This window comes from Rhodococcus sp. IEGM 1307, assembly GCF_030056915.1.
In the GTDB taxonomy this organism is placed as follows: Bacteria; Actinomycetota; Actinomycetes; order Mycobacteriales; family Mycobacteriaceae; genus Rhodococcus_F; species Rhodococcus_F opacus_D.
Genome location: NZ_JASHKW010000005.1, coordinates 73117 through 88524, shown reverse-complemented (window position 1 = coordinate 88524; position 15408 = coordinate 73117). Strand labels below are relative to the sequence as shown.

The 15408-nt window shown below is 64.9% G+C and carries 13 protein-coding genes and 1 pseudogene; 10 read left to right on the top strand and 4 right to left on the bottom strand.

Annotated features, from left to right (window positions below; genetic code table 11):
* The first annotated feature begins 17 nt into the window (after nt 1-17).
* The 7 genes and pseudogenes from QM841_RS11290 (at nt 18) to QM841_RS11260 (ending at nt 6159) form a co-directional block, all read left to right on the top strand.
* On the top strand, nt 18-800 hold the full coding sequence (locus tag QM841_RS11290) for an enoyl-CoA hydratase/isomerase family protein (RefSeq protein ID WP_283332036.1): 783 nt from the start codon (nt 18-20) through the stop codon (nt 798-800).
* A gap of 239 nt (nt 801-1039) precedes the next feature.
* Nucleotides 1040-2350: an MFS transporter gene (locus QM841_RS11285; protein ID WP_283332035.1), complete on the top strand. Its 1311-nt coding sequence runs from the start codon at nt 1040-1042 to the stop codon at nt 2348-2350.
* Between the two features lie 98 nt (nt 2351-2448).
* A complete protein-coding gene (locus QM841_RS11280; RefSeq protein WP_283332034.1) occupies nt 2449-3672 on the top strand; it encodes a cytochrome P450 in 1224 nt (407 codons plus the stop codon).
* Nucleotides 3673-3677: 5 nt separating this feature from the next.
* On the top strand, nt 3678-3878 hold the full coding sequence (locus tag QM841_RS11275; protein WP_283332033.1) for a ferredoxin: 201 nt from the start codon (nt 3678-3680) through the stop codon (nt 3876-3878).
* Between the two features lie 178 nt (nt 3879-4056).
* Nucleotides 4057-4410 (top strand): annotated as a pseudogene (locus tag QM841_RS43385) (alcohol dehydrogenase catalytic domain-containing protein); the annotation flags it as partial.
* Between the two features lie 15 nt (nt 4411-4425).
* On the top strand, nt 4426-4977 hold the full coding sequence (locus tag QM841_RS11265; RefSeq protein ID WP_283332031.1) for a zinc-binding dehydrogenase: 552 nt from the start codon (nt 4426-4428) through the stop codon (nt 4975-4977).
* A 987-nt stretch (nt 4978-5964) separates the two neighbouring features.
* Nucleotides 5965-6159: a hypothetical protein gene (locus tag QM841_RS11260; protein WP_283332030.1), complete on the top strand. Its 195-nt coding sequence runs from the start codon at nt 5965-5967 to the stop codon at nt 6157-6159.
* Nucleotides 6160-6429: 270 nt separating this feature from the next.
* On the opposite strand, the gene QM841_RS11255 is transcribed toward QM841_RS11260, so the two are convergent.
* On the bottom strand, nt 6430-7041 hold the full coding sequence (locus tag QM841_RS11255; protein WP_005250938.1) for a TetR/AcrR family transcriptional regulator: 612 nt from the start codon (nt 7039-7041) through the stop codon (nt 6430-6432).
* A gap of 298 nt (nt 7042-7339) precedes the next feature.
* Here QM841_RS11255 and QM841_RS11250 point away from each other — a divergent pair, with 298 nt between their 5' ends.
* From QM841_RS11250 to QM841_RS11240, 3 genes are all read left to right on the top strand, one after another.
* Complete coding sequence (locus QM841_RS11250; RefSeq protein ID WP_283332029.1) at nt 7340-8383, top strand: AraC family transcriptional regulator; 1044 nt, start codon at nt 7340-7342, stop codon at nt 8381-8383.
* A 336-nt stretch (nt 8384-8719) separates the two neighbouring features.
* A complete protein-coding gene (locus tag QM841_RS11245) occupies nt 8720-12007 on the top strand; it encodes a protein kinase domain-containing protein (protein WP_283332028.1) in 3288 nt (1095 codons plus the stop codon).
* 132 nt (nt 12008-12139) lie between these two features.
* A complete protein-coding gene (locus QM841_RS11240; protein WP_283332027.1) occupies nt 12140-12262 on the top strand; it encodes a hypothetical protein in 123 nt (40 codons plus the stop codon).
* A gap of 231 nt (nt 12263-12493) precedes the next feature.
* Here QM841_RS11240 and QM841_RS11235 read toward each other — a convergent pair whose 3' ends face one another.
* From QM841_RS11235 to QM841_RS11225, 3 genes are all read right to left on the bottom strand, one after another.
* On the bottom strand, nt 12494-13318 hold the full coding sequence (locus QM841_RS11235) for an SDR family NAD(P)-dependent oxidoreductase (RefSeq protein WP_283332026.1): 825 nt from the start codon (nt 13316-13318) through the stop codon (nt 12494-12496).
* 83 nt (nt 13319-13401) lie between these two features.
* Nucleotides 13402-13788: a carboxymuconolactone decarboxylase family protein gene (locus QM841_RS11230; protein ID WP_283332025.1), complete on the bottom strand. Its 387-nt coding sequence runs from the start codon at nt 13786-13788 to the stop codon at nt 13402-13404.
* Nucleotides 13789-13819: 31 nt separating this feature from the next.
* The gene (locus QM841_RS11225; RefSeq protein WP_283332024.1) at nt 13820-15397 is read right to left on the bottom strand and encodes a long-chain-fatty-acid--CoA ligase; all 1578 of its coding nucleotides are present in this window, start codon (nt 15395-15397) and stop codon (nt 13820-13822) included.
* Nucleotides 15398-15408: the final 11 nt, after the last annotated feature.

Here is a 15408-nt window from a genome sequence, read left to right as displayed (position 1 = left end):
AGAACGAAGGAAACAGCATGGCAGAAATCGAATACGAAGTGGTCGACCACGTTGCCACCATCCGGCTCAACCGCCCAGAGCGGAAGAACGCCTTCACCTTGGAGATGATCGACACCTGGGCAAACGCCCTGACCGACGCCGAGCACGACCCCAATATCCGCGTCGTCGTCCTGACCGGGGCGGGCGGATCGTTCTGTTCCGGTGTCGACCTCGCGGTTCTCGACACCATCGAACCGACCCCCCTCGGCGCAAAGAACCTCCTGACCAAACACGTGCACAAGGTTGCCCACGCGGCTGAGGCGCTCAGCAAGCCCTACCTGGCCGCGATCTCCGGGGACGCGTTCGGTGCCGGGATGGACATGGCGCTGCTCACCGATATCCGCCTGGCGTCCGAATCGGCGCGGTTCTCCCAGGCATACATCCGGGTGGGTCTCGTTCCCGGCGACGGGGGATGCTACCTACTACCCCGGATCGTCGGCACCGCCACCGCCCTGCAGCTGATGTGGACCGGGAAGGTCGTCGGCGCGCAGGAAGCGTTCTCCCTCGGACTGGTCAGCTCCGTCCACCCCGACGACCAGTTGGATGAGGCGATACTCGCGTTGGCCACCGAGATAGCCCATCAGCCTCCGGTGGCGGTGCAGATGATCAAGCGCAGCGCGAAGCTGGGCGAGAAGCACGACCTGAGAACGGCTCTCGATCTCATTTCCTCACACCATGCCGTCGTCATGTCGACCGAGGATTCCCGCGAAGCCCGGCGCGCCCTGGCCGAGAAGCGGCCGGCGCACTTCGTCGGAAGCTGATCACTTCGCGCCGAAAGAAATTGAGGACAACGGGTACGGGCGGAGCAGTGCTCTGCCCGTACCCGTTTGTGTCAGGCGGAGACCGCTACCCAGCTGACCCGAAGGTTCCGGCTGCAAGGGTTGACAACCCGGCCCTTCCAAGTAAACATAATTATATTAACTGTAGTTATCTGGATCACAGTCACCCGTCGGGAATGCGGAAGACACCCTGAGCGTGGAACCCCACAGGAGGTTGGACATTGTCCGTCCAAGGCAGTCGTACTCACTCGAGTGCGGCTCGAACCGAGTCCCGCAAGAAACGCAAGGCACTGATCGCCGGATCGGTCGGCAACACCGTCGAATGGATCGACTGGGCGCTCTACAGTGCGCTCGCGCCGGTGTTCGCCACCCAGTTCTTCCCGCCCGCCGCACCTGGTGCGGGCCTGCTCGCGACGCTTGCCGTCTTCGCGGTCGGTTTCGTCATGCGCCCGGTCGGTGGTGCTGTCATCGGCGTCTTCACCGATCGCTACGGCCGCAAGAAGGGCCTGACGCTGACCATCGTGATGATGGCCGGCTGCGCCTTCGTGATCGCGTTGTGCCCGACCTACGAGCAGATCGGCGTGGCGGCACCGATCGTGCTCCTGCTGGCACGCCTGGTCCAGGGATTCTCTGCCGGAGGTGAATTCGGATCGTCCTCCGCACTACTCGTCGAATCCGCGACCGGAATGCGCCGCGCCTTCGCCGGTTCATGGCAACAGGTTTCGGCAGGACTGGGTGTCCTGATCGCTGCCGTGCTAGCCCTGGCATTGACGTCCGCGCTGGAACCGGACACCATGTCCTCCTGGGGTTGGCGGGCAGCCTTCATCGCGGGCGGACTCCTCGGGATGGTAGGTCTGTGGCTGCGTATCGGCCTCGATGAGACCGACAGCTTCCGCACCGCGCAAGAAGAGGACCGCATTCCGCGAAATCCCCTGACCGAAGTGTTCCGAAAGCACCCGCGTGCGGCACTCCGCGTGATCGGGATGGCAGCAGCCGGCGTGCTGATCTACTACATCTGGATCAACTACATGCCGGGCTACGTCAGCGCGGTGATCGGCACGATGACACTGCAGACCGCACTCGTGGCGAACACAATCGCGCTGGCCTACTTCCTGTGCCTCCTTCCCTTCGTCGGCATCATCGCCGACCGCATCGGGCGCAAACCGGTGATGTTGACCTTCGCAGTCGGCTTCCTGGTATTCGCATATCCGGCGTTCCGTCTGCTCGAGACCGGCGGCTTCTGGACACTGTTCGCCGTCGAGATCGTGGGCGTCACGCTGTTGGCCGGTTACGCCGGGCTCATCGCGACGGTCATGGCCGAACAGTTCCCCGCCGAAGTGCGCACCACCGGAATCGGTTTCCCCTACGCCATCGCGGTTGCCGTGTTCGGCGGAACGGCCCCCTACGCCACCACATGGTTGGCCACCAACGGTCTGCAGGACTGGGTGTGGCTCTATGTCGCGGCGGCGGCACTGGTGGGCGTAATCGTGTACGCGCGGATGCCGGAAACCCGGGACCGCGTCCTGACATAGACCGAGGCCGCCCGGCAACCGGTCCGGGCAGTCCCCGCCGCACAGCCCTGATGAGGCAGATGCACGAGCACGACCCTCACCCGAGTGAAAGGATCACCATGACACACACCCCAGAAGTGAACCCGTTCAAACGAGACATGTTCACCGACTTCGATTTCGAAGACCCCGAGTTCAATGAACGTTTCGAAGAAGTGCTTAACGAAATGGCCGCCAAATGCCCGGTTGCGCACAGCAGCACCGGGCATGGATACAAGGTGATCAATACCTACAAGGATGTGAAAAAGGCCGCACAGGACTGGCGCACCTTCAGTTCTGCGAAAGGATACGCGGTCAACCGTCCCGAAGGAACGCCCACGATCCTGCCCGAAGAATCGGATCCTCCGTACCACGACAAGTGGCGCAAAGTACTCAACCCCTTCTTCTCACCGGCGGCCGTCGCCGACTTCGAGAACCAGATCCGGACGATCGCGAATGAGCTGATCGACAACTTCGATGCGAAGGGCTCCTGCAACTTCGTCAGCGACTTCTCCGCCCACCTGCCGGGCATGGTGTTCTTCCGGTGCGTGATGGGCGTGCCCGAGGCGGACCTCCCCGAACTCTTCGAAGGAATCGACAAAGGGACCTTCGGCCCTGTAGAGCAACGGCCTCAGTACTTCGTGAAGGTGCGGGACTACCTCGCTACCTACATGGAACAGCGCAGCAAAGAAGCTCCTCGGGGTGATGTGGTCGACATCGTCAACGCCGGCGTCACAACGGAAGACGGAGAGCCCGCGCCGTGGGAGGACAAGGTCGCAATCGTCTTGGATCTCGTGTTCGGAGGACTAGCGACCACCACCCACGCGATGACGGCCGCGGTGAACTACCTCGCCCAGCATGACGACGTGCGAAAAGAACTGTGCGACAACCCCGGCCTTATCCCACAGGCCGTCGAGGAATTCGTTCGACTGTTCGCTCCCGTGGTGGCACCCGCACGGTACGTCACCCAGGACACAATTCTCGGCGACCTCCAGCTCAAACAGGGTGACTGGATCGCCCTCAACTATGCGGCGGTGTCGCGCGACCCCGCCACCACAGAAGATCCCACTACCCTGAACATTCATCGCAAGGCAGTGGTGCACTCGGCCTTCGGCATGGGTCCGCATCGCTGCCTCGGATCCCACCTCGCCCGGCTCGAACTCAAGGTCACACTCGAAGAGTTCCTCCGCCGCATCCCGAACTTCCACATCACCGATGGAACGACGGCCAAGACAGAAACGGGCCAACTCAGGACGACGACATCGCTGGAAATCACCTTCGATGTCGATCAAGAAACGAAAGGCTGACGACCATGAAGTTGAGGATCGACGGAGGATTGTGCACAGGACACGGCCGGTGTTACTCCATCGCCCCGGACGTGTACACCCCCGACGACGACGGATTTTCAGACAACCGAGACGTCGAACGGGAGGTGCTGCCCGAACACGAGGAATCGGCACGCATCGGCGCCCAGAGTTGTCCCGAGGGAGCCATCATGCTGAGTGAAGACTGACCCTGTACCAACCCGAAACGAACCAGTGCAGGTTGCGGCATCGTAGCCCTCCATGGGTCCATAACCTGCACTGGTGTTCGTCAGCAGATCCGGCGACACGGGATCTTTCGAGTAAACAGGCCTCCAGCGCTAATTCGATCACTTCACGGCAGCCCAACAGTCCAGAGGAGATGAAACTATGCGAGCTATCCAATACCTCGGTGTGAACCAGGTCGAGCACACCGAGGTCGGAAGTCCCCCGATCACTCCCGGGCACGTCTTACTGCGCGTTGCCGCCGCGGGCATCTGCCAAACGGACATCCATGTCCGCGCGGCCGGCGAGCAGATGATTCCCACCGGGATTGTTCTCGGTCATGAGATCGCCGGTCACGTAGTGGAGCGCGCCGATGGCGTGGACAACCTGTCGATCGGGGACCTCGTCGTCGTACACCCCGTCTGGTCCTGCGGCCGATGCCGGCAATGTGTCGCCGGCCGGGAGAACGCTTGCCTGAACACAGGGGGACGGATGTACCCCGCGCCCACCCCGGGTATCTCCATCGACGGGGGATTGGCCGAATTCGTCACGGTTCCGGCTTCTGCCCTCGTGCCCGCCACCGGCCTCGACCCCGCATTCGCGGCGGTCCTCCCCGACGCCGGCCTCGTCCCCTACCACTCCATCAACGCAGACAAGGACACACTGCGCCCGGGTTCAACCGCTGTGATCATCGGAATGGGCGGTCTCGGCCAGTTCGCCGTCGAATTGCTCAGGGCCCTCACCTCCGTTCGGATCATCGCGCTCGACGTCAAGGAGGCGGCACTGGCTGCGGTTCGCCATAAGGTCGATTACACCTTCGTATCCGGTTCCTCCGACGTGGCCGAGCAGGTGATGGAGGCCGCCGGTGATTACGGCGCCGATTTCGTCCTCGATCTTGTGGGTAGCTCCGCAACTTTGCAGCTTGCCGGTGCGGTGGTTGCACCGTACGGCGCGATCCGCGTTCCCGGCCTGACGGAGTCTTCAAGTTCGAAACCTCCCAGCTATCTACCTCGTTGCCGTGGGGAGCGTCGATCACTCGCCCATATGGCGGGACATACCAGGACCTGCATGACCTCGTCGCGCTAGCCCAGACCGGCCAGATCAATATCAACCTCGTTCGGTACAACTTCGACGAGGCACTGAGAGCCTTCAACGACCTCGAAGCCGGCAAGATCAGTGGCCGGGCGGTCGTTGTGATGGACTGAGACGAGCCGCTCGGTGAACAGCAGCGCGCCAATCCGTATGTCGGCGTTCTCGTCGTCGAGTTTGTACGCGTTGTCAACGGCACCCGAATATTGACCGCCTTACGGCAGGCGGTTTCAATGGCGAATTCGAATAGTTGTCGCACGACTTCCGATTCATGGTGTCACGCCCTCGGCGTGAACCGCTGCCGGTGTGCGCCATTCGGAGTTCTTTGCGTGGCCCGGGTTCAGACCTGGAATTGCCGAAGCAATCCGTTCGTGGGGCACTTCCCTGCATGTGCTGGGGAGTCGCGTTCGTGCCACGCATCAAGGCGAGGATGAGCAAGAAAGGCGTCGTCCGACGAATGGATGACCGAACAGATCGTGCCGTTCCACCTCCGTACCCGGGTCCCAGGTCATGGTCCAACCGGAATCGTCTGGGATCTATCCAAATAGTGCACTCAGCCGCGGCGAAGGGCTCGGCGCGGTGCCCGCCGGGCAGATGCCGGTGCCGGACGTAGCGGCTGCGCCGCTCCACGACGATCAAGTCTTCTCCGCATTCTACAGTCCTGCTGCGTTTTTCGGCCACCTCGGGGCGAGCATCGATCGACTGGGACTCGGTGACGAAACGAATCCGACGCTTGTCCGCCCGGTGCCGCCGTCGGCGTGATTGAATAGCTGGTCAAACTGTTGATATCAGGTGAGGTCAACAGTCATCCTGAATGCACCACGTTCCCGATCGAACCGCATCAGGAGCTCGCCATGACCACCACCGAGCTCCCCTACCAACGCCATTCGGCTCTGCCGCTACTCGGGTCGGACTCGCTGACGTGGCATCGCTTCGGTCTGGCGAACCGCGCTGCTCATATCGTGGTCAGGCACGCTGCAGGTGATGCATCCCGTCATCGATGCCGCCCTCGTGCAGCACTCGGCCGTCTTCGGCAACGCGATGGCCCGGCTGGCCCGTTCCGTGGGGCCCATCATCCGCGCGCTCTACGATCCGACCGGCGCAGAGCTCAGATGGCCCGGGACATGCACAAGGACATCGAGGGCACGACGGACGCGGGCCGGCGGTACCACGCGCTAACACCGGACCGTACTCCCGGGCGCACGCCACGTTCCTGGCCACCCAGTACGGGGTTGCCGAGTACTTCCGTGAACCTCCAGCCGGTGGTGTCGCTCGAAGTTACGGGCAGCTGGCCGCTGCCGTGCAAGCGTGCGGCCGCAAACCTCAGCCGAGAGCCCTTGACCTGATGATCGCCGCCACCGCGCACGCGAACAGCGCCCGACTCCTCACCCGCAACGTGGGCGATCTTCGCGGCATCGAACACCTGCTGGATGTCGCCACACTCTGAGGTCAGGTGCGGCGCAGCCCGTCGAACGTCAGCTCGACGACGGCGTCCGCGAGGTCGGCGACCGTCCCGCCGGTGCGCGGGCGGTACCACTCGATCAGTGAGTTGACCGTGCCGAACACGAGCCGGCTGGTGAGCGCGGGATCGATGCCCGGCCGCAGGTCTCCCTCTTCCGCCGCCGCGACGACGAGGTCGCTGACGAACGCGTCGAACTCGCGGCGGCGGGCGAGCGCGCGACGCTCCACCGCGGTGTTGCCGCGAACGCGCAGCAGGAGCGTCACGTAGGGAAGCTCGGCGGCGAGGACCTCGACGCTGCGGCGGACGAGGTATTCGAGACGGTCGATGTACCGGCCGCTCGTCGCCTTCTCCTCGGTGGTGACCGCGAAGAGGGCGTTGAGCGCCCGCGACAGTGCCAGTTCGAGGAGCTCCGACTTCCCGGACACGTGGTGATAGATCGACGACTTCGTGATTCCCAGGCGCTGGGCCAGCACCTCCATGCTGGTGCCGTCGTAACCCTTGTCGTTGAAGACCTTGACAGCGACGGCGAGCAGCGAGTCGAGGTCGTAGCCGGGACGTCCGGGCGATCCGGTCTTCCGTGCGGGGCGTGCCGTAGTCATGCGCGCAATCCTTCCAGGTGCAGAACTCCGCCGCATCGGTGAGCCGTTATCCACGGTAGCCAACCGAAGGTTCGGTTGAGGTGAGAATACCGCGACGGACGCGTCGGCGGTGAACCACGTGCCGGCCTCGACCAGGTAGGGCACGCACGCACGAGGGCGAGGATCCGCCTGCTCCGGGGACGTCGACCCGGGCACGTCGAAACGGATGATGGTGGTGTTCGGGTCCAGTTCAGCCAGCAAGAACGACTACAATTGACCTCACGGGTCAGGAGACTTGACTGTTCGGGACAGGGTGAGGATGCAGTATCTGGTGCGGAACGCCGTGCTCAACGGCTATGTCGATCTCATGCTGACATTGGGGCAGGACCCTCTCCCGGTGATGCGCTCGGTCGGGATCGATCCGGCCGCGCTCGGTTCCGGTGACGGGTGGCTGTCCGTCGACTCGGTGTCGCGGCTGTTCGAGTTGTCCGCCGCCGAAACCCGGTGCGAGGATTTCGGGCTTCGGCTGGCGGCGGCCCGAGGGATGTCCAACCTCGGTCCGGTGGGGTTGATCGCGCGAGAGGAACCGGACGTGCGCAGCGCCTTGGGCATGGTTCTGCGGCATGTCAATCTGCACAACGAGGCGCTGCGCGCCCGGCTGGTCGAAGCGAACGGGCTGGCCACCGTGCAGGTCGACACTGCCCCGGGTGTCACGTTCGGTCGGCAGGGCATCGAGATCGCCGTCGCCTCGGTCTGCCGGATCCTGCGGGAGTTGCTCCACGACGACTGGGAGCCGCTGACGGTGTGTTTCGTGCACGACGCCCCGGCGGTCCTCGGCACACACCACCGTATCCTCGGCTCCCGAATCCAGTTCGGGCACACACTCAACGGGATCGTCGTCTACGCGCGCGACCTCGATGCCGACAACGCGATGTCCGACCCTTTGCTGCGGCCGTACACCCGGCAGTACCTGGAGGCCCTCGTCCCGCCTGAGGACACGACCACCGTTGATCGCGTCCGAACGATGATCGAGTCGCTCCTGCCGACCGAGAGGTGCTCGGCCGCGTATGTCGCCCGCAGCCTCGGCATGGATCGGCGAACGCTGCACCGGCACCTCGCCCGGTCGGACGAGACGTTCTCGTCGCTGGTCGATTCGGTGCGGATCGACCTGGCGCAACGCTATGTCGCCCGCCAGACCCGATCCTTGACCGACATCTCCGGTGAACTCGGTTTCTCCGCGCTCAGTTCGTTCTCGCGATGGTTCAAAGACCGCTTCGGGTGCAGCCCGAAAGCATGGAAGGCAGCGCAGGATTCGACGTCTCCCGCGGTCGGCACCCTCATCCCCCGACTTCCGGCGGACTAGCAGCTCGCAGAGCTCCGGGCTCAAAGCGTGCTCACCGAGAAACGAGTTCACCGCCGAGAAGCCAAGACCCTGGCGTCGTAGACCTACCCACGGCGGGGCCGTACAAGGTCGCCGCGGTCGACACACCTCGACGAGTGACTATTGCGGCTGCGGTGCTTCTACCCGGCACATCCAGGCGTCGTTCAGCGGGCGCCTCGACGATGTTTTGCTGATGGAATACGAGGATCAGGGGGACAGGGTGTGGGCAGCGATATCCTGAGGACACACCTCGAGAGGTGAGTACGCACGGTTTCGACCGTGAAGATGTCGCGGACCGGATGAATTGCTGGGTGGCCGATGGCCGGAAATGATGATCGACTCCCAACGCAGCACCGCGTGGACTCAGCGGTCGCTGCGGAGCTGACAGCGGCGGGGTTCGAGGATGCCGAGGAGATCGGGCGTGGTGGTTTCGGTGTCGTTTACCGGTGCGTTCAGGCCGAGTTGGGCCGGTTGGTGGCGGTGAAGGTTCTCACCCGCGACCTGGACGAGATGAACCGGGCTCGGTTCTTCCGGGAACAGCGGGCTGTGGGCCGGTTGAGCGGGCACCCGAACATTGTCACCGTCCTGCAGGTCGGCGCGACCGAGGCCAGTCGGCCGTACATTGCGATGCAGTACCACCCGCGGGACTCGCTGGAGGCGCGGATCCGCCGGCACGGCCCGCTCCCGCTGGACGAGACGCTGCAGCTGGGGGTGAAAATAGCAGGTGTGGTGCAGACCGCGCACCAACTCGGGATCGTGCACCGCGATATCAAGCCGACGAACATTCTGCTCACCGACTACGACGGACCGGCGCTGAGCGACTTCGGTATCGCGCACATCTCCCGCAGCATCGGGACCGGCACCGGATCCCCGGCGTACATCGCCCCGGAGGTGCTCCGGGGCGATCCACCGAGCCCGGCGTCGGACATCTACGGGCTCGGTGCCGTCTTGTTCAGCGCCCTGACCGGGCCCGCCGCCGCCGAGCGCCCAAGCGGCGAACAGGAGCAGGCCCCGCTCCTGCGGATCACCACCGAGCCGGTACCGGGCCTGGGCGAACACGGCATCGACAACGACGTGTCGGCGGCGATCGGACGCGCAATGGCCGCAAACCCGCTGGACCGGCCCTCGGCTGCGGAACTCGGTGACCAATTACGGCGGATCCAGCTCGGCAACGGCTTCCCCGTCGACGAGATGGCCCTGCATGCCGAACCAGGCGCACAGCAAGACCCCTCGGTTCCCCCAGCCTCATCCGCACGCGTCGCGGTGGGGCAGCGCCCGCCGACCTCGCCTGCCATTCGGGGCGCCGCCGGGAATCTGCCGGTCGAGCTGACCAGTTTTGTCGGACGGCGGGGGGAACTCGCCGACGCCAAGGCATTGCTGTCGGTCTCGCATCTGGTGACACTGACCGGGATCGGCGGTGTCGGTAAGACGCGGCTGGCGGTGAGGGCGGCAGACAGCGTGCACCGAGCGTTCGGCGACGGTGTGTGGCTGGTGGAGTTGGGCGAGCTGTCCGACGGGTCGTTGCTGACCGATGTGGTGGCCGCGGCGCTCGGGTTGCGTGACCGGTCGGCGACCCCGTTGCAGGAGGTCCTGCAGTTCCTCGCCGCCCGGGAGTTGCTGCTGGTCCTCGACAACTGCGAGCAGGTCGTGGACGCCGTGGCCGAACTGACCGGAACACTGCTACAAGCCTGCCCGGGCCTGCGGATTCTCACGACCAGCCGCGAACCCCTCGGGATCGGTGGGGAGGCGGTGCTGCGCGTACCGCCGCTGACGGTGCCCGACCCGGATCGGCAGTCGTCGTTGTCCGGACTGCCCAGCTACGACGCGGTGGCGTTGTTCGCCGACCGCGCCGCCACCGCCGTCCCGGGGTTCGAGCTGACCGAGGACAACCAGACCGCGGTGGCCGGGATCTGCCACCGCGTGGACGGGCTGCCGCTGCCGATCGAGTTGGCGGCGGCCCGGCTGCGGGCCATGTCGCCGGAGCAGATCCTGGACCGGCTCACCGACCGGTACGCGCTGCTGACGCGCGGCAGCCGGGTCGCACCGTCCCGGCAACAAACTCTGCGGCTGTGTGTCGACTGGAGCTACGACCTGTGCACACCGGGGGAGCAACGGATGTGGTCGAGGCTGTCGGTGTTCGCCGGCAGCTTCGAACTCGATGCCGCCGAACAGATTTGTGGTCGCGACCTGGTTCCGGAGGAGCTCCTCGACACGGTGACCTCACTGGTGGACAAGTCGATCCTGATCCGGGAAGAACACGGCACAGTGGTCCGGTTCCGGATGCTCGAGACACTGCGCGACTACGGGCGCGAGAAGCTGCAGCAGAGCGGTGAATATCTGCAACTGCTTGGGCGGCACCGGGATTGGTACCAGCAGTTGGCGCTCACGGCGGAGACCGAGTGGATCAGTTCGCGGCAGCTGGACTGGATCGCCCGGCTCGGGCGGGAGGAATCGAATCTGCGGGAGGTGCTCGAGTTCTGCACGACGGACAATCCCGAGACCGGGCTGCGCATCGCCGCCGCCCTGTTCCCGTTCTGGCTCTCCCAGGGCTGGTTCGGCGAGGGACGGCACCACCTCGACCGCCTCCTGGCCCACGATCCCGGGCGACCGACCGTCGAGAGGGTCAAGGCGCTGTACGCCGACAGCGTGCTCGCCGCAATGCAGAAAGACTTCGAGAACGGGACCGCACTGGTCGAGGAGGGGCGCACGCTCGCCGAACAGTCGACCGACCCACTGATCCACGCCCTGGTCGCTTACTCCGATGGCACACTCGCACTCCTGCGCGGGGACCCTCGGCGTGCACCCTCGCACCTGGAACACGCCCTCGAAACATTCGCCACCTGGACGGGCCACCCACTGCACGTCGGGGCGCTATACATGCTCGGCGTGGCCCGCGACCTCCTCGACGAAATCGACCAGGCCATCGATTGCTACGAGCAGGTGCTCACCATCACCACAGCACGCGGTGAATCGATGTATCGCGCGTACACGCTGGCGGCCATGGGCATTGCCGTGTGGCAACAGGGCGACGCAGTGCGGGCCGCTCGGCTGCTCGAGCAGTCGCTGCGGCTGGCCCGCCAGGTGAACAATCCCCGCACCGTCGCCACCTGCCTCGACGCACTGGGCTGGATCGCCGCCGACGAGCACGACGCACACCGTGCCACCGTCTTGGTGGCGGCCGCCGAGGAGCTGGGGCACTCTATCGGCAGTGTCGGGGTCGTGTTCCCCACCCTGCGCACCTACCACGAACAGTGCGAGCGATCGAGCCGCCGGGCACTCGGCGAGCGAGGACTCGAGGCGGCCCGCCGCGAGGGCAAACGCCTGGGCCTCGACGCAGCCATCGCCTTCGCCCTCGGCGAGCGCGCCCCGGCCCCTCCGGCCCCTCCTGCCTCGGCGACCGGGACCTCGGCGAAAGCGACCAAGCGGGAGCGGCAGGTCGCCGACCTGATCGCCGAGGGACTGACCAACAAGGCGATCGCGGCCCGACTCGTGATCTCACCCCGCACTGCACAAGGCCACGTGGAGCACCTCCTGGCCAAACTCGGCTTCACCTCCCGCGCTCAGATCGCCGCCTGGGTAGCGGAGCAGGCGGGAAGCGAGCACTGACAGGCGGATTTCTTTGGGCGTCATCGCGGGCCTGCTGCTGTGGTTTTTCTGTTATCTGCCGGCGGTTTTGCGGTGGCAGCACTACGGGGACGTTCCGCAGCACCAGCCGTTGTGGTGGTGGCGTGCGGACTGATGACGGTTCCCTGGCGCGCCGCCCGCCAGTTCGCCCTGCCGTTGGTGTGCGCGTTCGTGCCGGTGGTGGCGTTGGTGGCGTGGATTTTCATGTCGATGGAGCTGTTCTTCACTCCGGACTGAACATGCCGGGTGTGTTCGGCCCGTGCCGCACCTGTGTTCGTTGGTTCCCAGGGGTATTCGGACGAAGAAGACGACGATCGTCACCAGCGCTGCGGCGAGGTAGACGATATCCCAGCACCCGTTGAGGTCGACGAACACCGCCAACCTCAGCGCAGCAAAAACGAGTACGGCACTCAACCACCTCTATCACCCGGACTTCTTCTGCGCCTGCGAGATCAGGCGGACCGTCCGTCAGATGACCACGCCGCCGTTGGGGCTGATGACTTGGCCCACCAGGTAGTGAGAGTCCCCGGCGAGGTAGACGGCGAGAGAGGCGTACTCTTCCGGGCGCCCGAGACGGCCGAGCGGGATGATCTGGTACAGGCTATTTTTCTGCTGATCGGTCGCTCGGGCGAGATACTCCTCGAACGATGGTGTCATCACTGCCCCGCAGGCGATCGCGTTGACACAGATGTTGGCACCGGCGACATCGAGTGCCACGGTCTTGGTGAAGCTGGCGACCGCCGCCTTGCTCGCGGAGTATCCCGGGCTGTGGGTGCTGGCTGCGGAAACGCCGGCGATCGACGCGATGTTGATGATCCGGCCGTACTGCTGCGCCTGCATGAACTTCAACGCTTCGCGCGTGCAGTAGAAGGTTCCGTGGACGTTGACATCCCACCACTTGAGCCAGTCCTCGTCGGTGAGGTCGCTGGTGATACCGAGGGACCGCCGCGGCGTAGGCGTGGTCAGGTGTGCGTATTGCCGGTTGCGCCGCTCTTCCTCGGCACGGGAGTTCGGTACCCGAGCCGCGTTGTTGACCAGGATGTGTACGGAGCCGAACCGGGCTGCGGTTCGGGCGAACATCTCTCGAACCGCTGCACTGTCGGAGACGTCGCAGCTCACGGGCAGGCACTGCCGGCCGCGTGCTTCGATTTCTCCCGCCACGTCGGCCAACTTGTCCTCCTGGATATCGCACGCGACGATGTCCGCACCTTCCTCGGCCATCGCCACCGCGATGGTTCTCCCCAGCCCTTGGGCCGCCCCCGTCACCACCCCCACCTTGCCTTGCAGCTTCATCTCGATTTCCTCTCGTCCATGGCCGGCTCTCGTAAATCCTCGAAGCCGGAAGACCCTGCCGCGCCGCGGCACTCAATCGTTTCTCAGCTGGCCGCCTGACGGCGTTCGTGCGCGGCCATCTCCTCGACGAGTATCGGGACGCCGAGGTTGCAGGAGTGGATTCCTACGACGGTGCACAGTTTGAGCACCTCGAGGATCTCCTGGGGTGTCACCCCCATGTCCAGGGCGGCCTGGATGTGGCGTCTGGTGCCCGGCGCGTACATGTGGGTGGCGGCGGCGTCGACGGCGATGCACAGCAGTTGGATGACCTTCCGCGAGAGAACTCCACTCCGGTACGGCTGCATCGCCATCTTCATGTAGAGCTCGGTCCACTCCGGGTCCATCTCATTGAGCCCATCCCAGAGGGGATTCCAGCCGCCGCCGGCCTTCATCGCCTCCACCACGGGATAGCTGTTTTCATTCTGGGTCATCATTCCTCCGAAACGGTGGGGTGGTGCGGGATCAGTGGGCAGCCTCAACGCGGACGAGTTCGCGCTTGAGGATCTTTCCGGTCGCTGTCATCGGTAGCGCCGCGACGAATTCGATTCGGCGCGGGTATTTGTAGCTGGCCATCTGTGCCTTCGACCAGGTGATCAGCTCGTCCTCGGTCACCTGCGCCGAGGGCGCGAGGATGACGAATGCCTTGACCTCCTCGCCGTGCCGCTCGTCGGGCAGTCCGACCACCGCTGCCAGCGAGACGGACGCGTGGGTCATCAGCACCTCCTCGATCTCGCGGGGGTAGACATTGAACCCGCCGCGCACGATCAGGTCCTTCGCACGGTCAACGATGTAGTAGAAGCCGTCCTCGTCGACGCGGGCCAGGTCCCCGGTGCGGAACCAGCCGTTGTCGATCACCTCGTTGGTCGCGTCGGGCCGGTTGTAGTAGCCCTTCATCACGTTGTGCCCGCGCAGCGCGATCTCGCCCACTTGGCCTTCGCCGGAGATCGTGTTCCAGTTCTGGTCCACCAGCCGCGCCTCGACGCCCCAGACCGGGCATCCGATCGAGCCGGGGCGGGGGTCTTGTTCCGGGTCGCTGAACAGCGCCAGCGGGGACGTCTCGGACAGCCCGTAGCCCTCGAGGATCTGCACGCCGAACTTGGTCTTGAACTGAGTGAGTATCTCCACCGGCAGCGCGGCGCCGCCGGAGATCGCCTTGCGCATGTTCCGCGAGATCTTGTCGACGTCCGCGTCGGCGTTGCGGCCTTCGAGCGCGCCGAGCAGTGCCCAGTACATAGTGGGCACGCCGGCGAAAACCGTGACGTTCTCCCGCTCCATGACGGCGAGTGCGGCAGCGGCTTCGAACCGCGGGATGAGCACCAGGGTCGAGCCCACACAGAGCGCGGAGTTCATGCTGATGGTCTGGCCGAAGGAGTGGAACAGGGGGAGCGTGACCAGACAGACATCGAGTTGCGTTGGCGTGCTGTCTAATAGACGGTTTGCCGAAAGCGCGTTGAGCACCATGTTGGAGTGGGTGAGCTCCGCGCCCTTCGGCTGTCCGGTGGTGCCACTTGTGTAGAGGATCACCGCGGTGTCGGTGGGCTGTCGCACCACCGTCTCGAATTCACCGGACATCCCTGCGATGGCCTGGGCGGCTGTCTCGACGCCGGCGATCGGAGAGGGCGCGTGCGGGTCCGCGGTGAGCAGGAACATGTCCGTGCAACCGTGGGCGTCGCGGAAGCCGTCGTGGCCGTATTCGCCAATCGGCAGGTCGGGGCCGCCCTCGAAGCAGAAGTAGGCCCTCGCCTGGGAATCGTTGAGGTGGTAGGCGACCTCGCGGCCCTTGAGCAAGATGTTGAGCGGCACCACGACAGCGCCCGCCTTGAGGATCCCGTAATACACCGTGGGAAACTCGATGAGGTTCGGGCAGGACAGCGCGACCTTGTCGCCCGGCTTGACGCCGCGGGCCACGAGCAGGTTCGCGATCTTATTGGCTTGGCGATTCAGCTCTGCATAGGACTGGCGCTGTTCGCGGAGTACGAGTGCATCGCGGTCCGGGTATCGCCGGACCGAATCTTCCAGCAAAACAGACAAATTGAGCATCAGGCCCACTT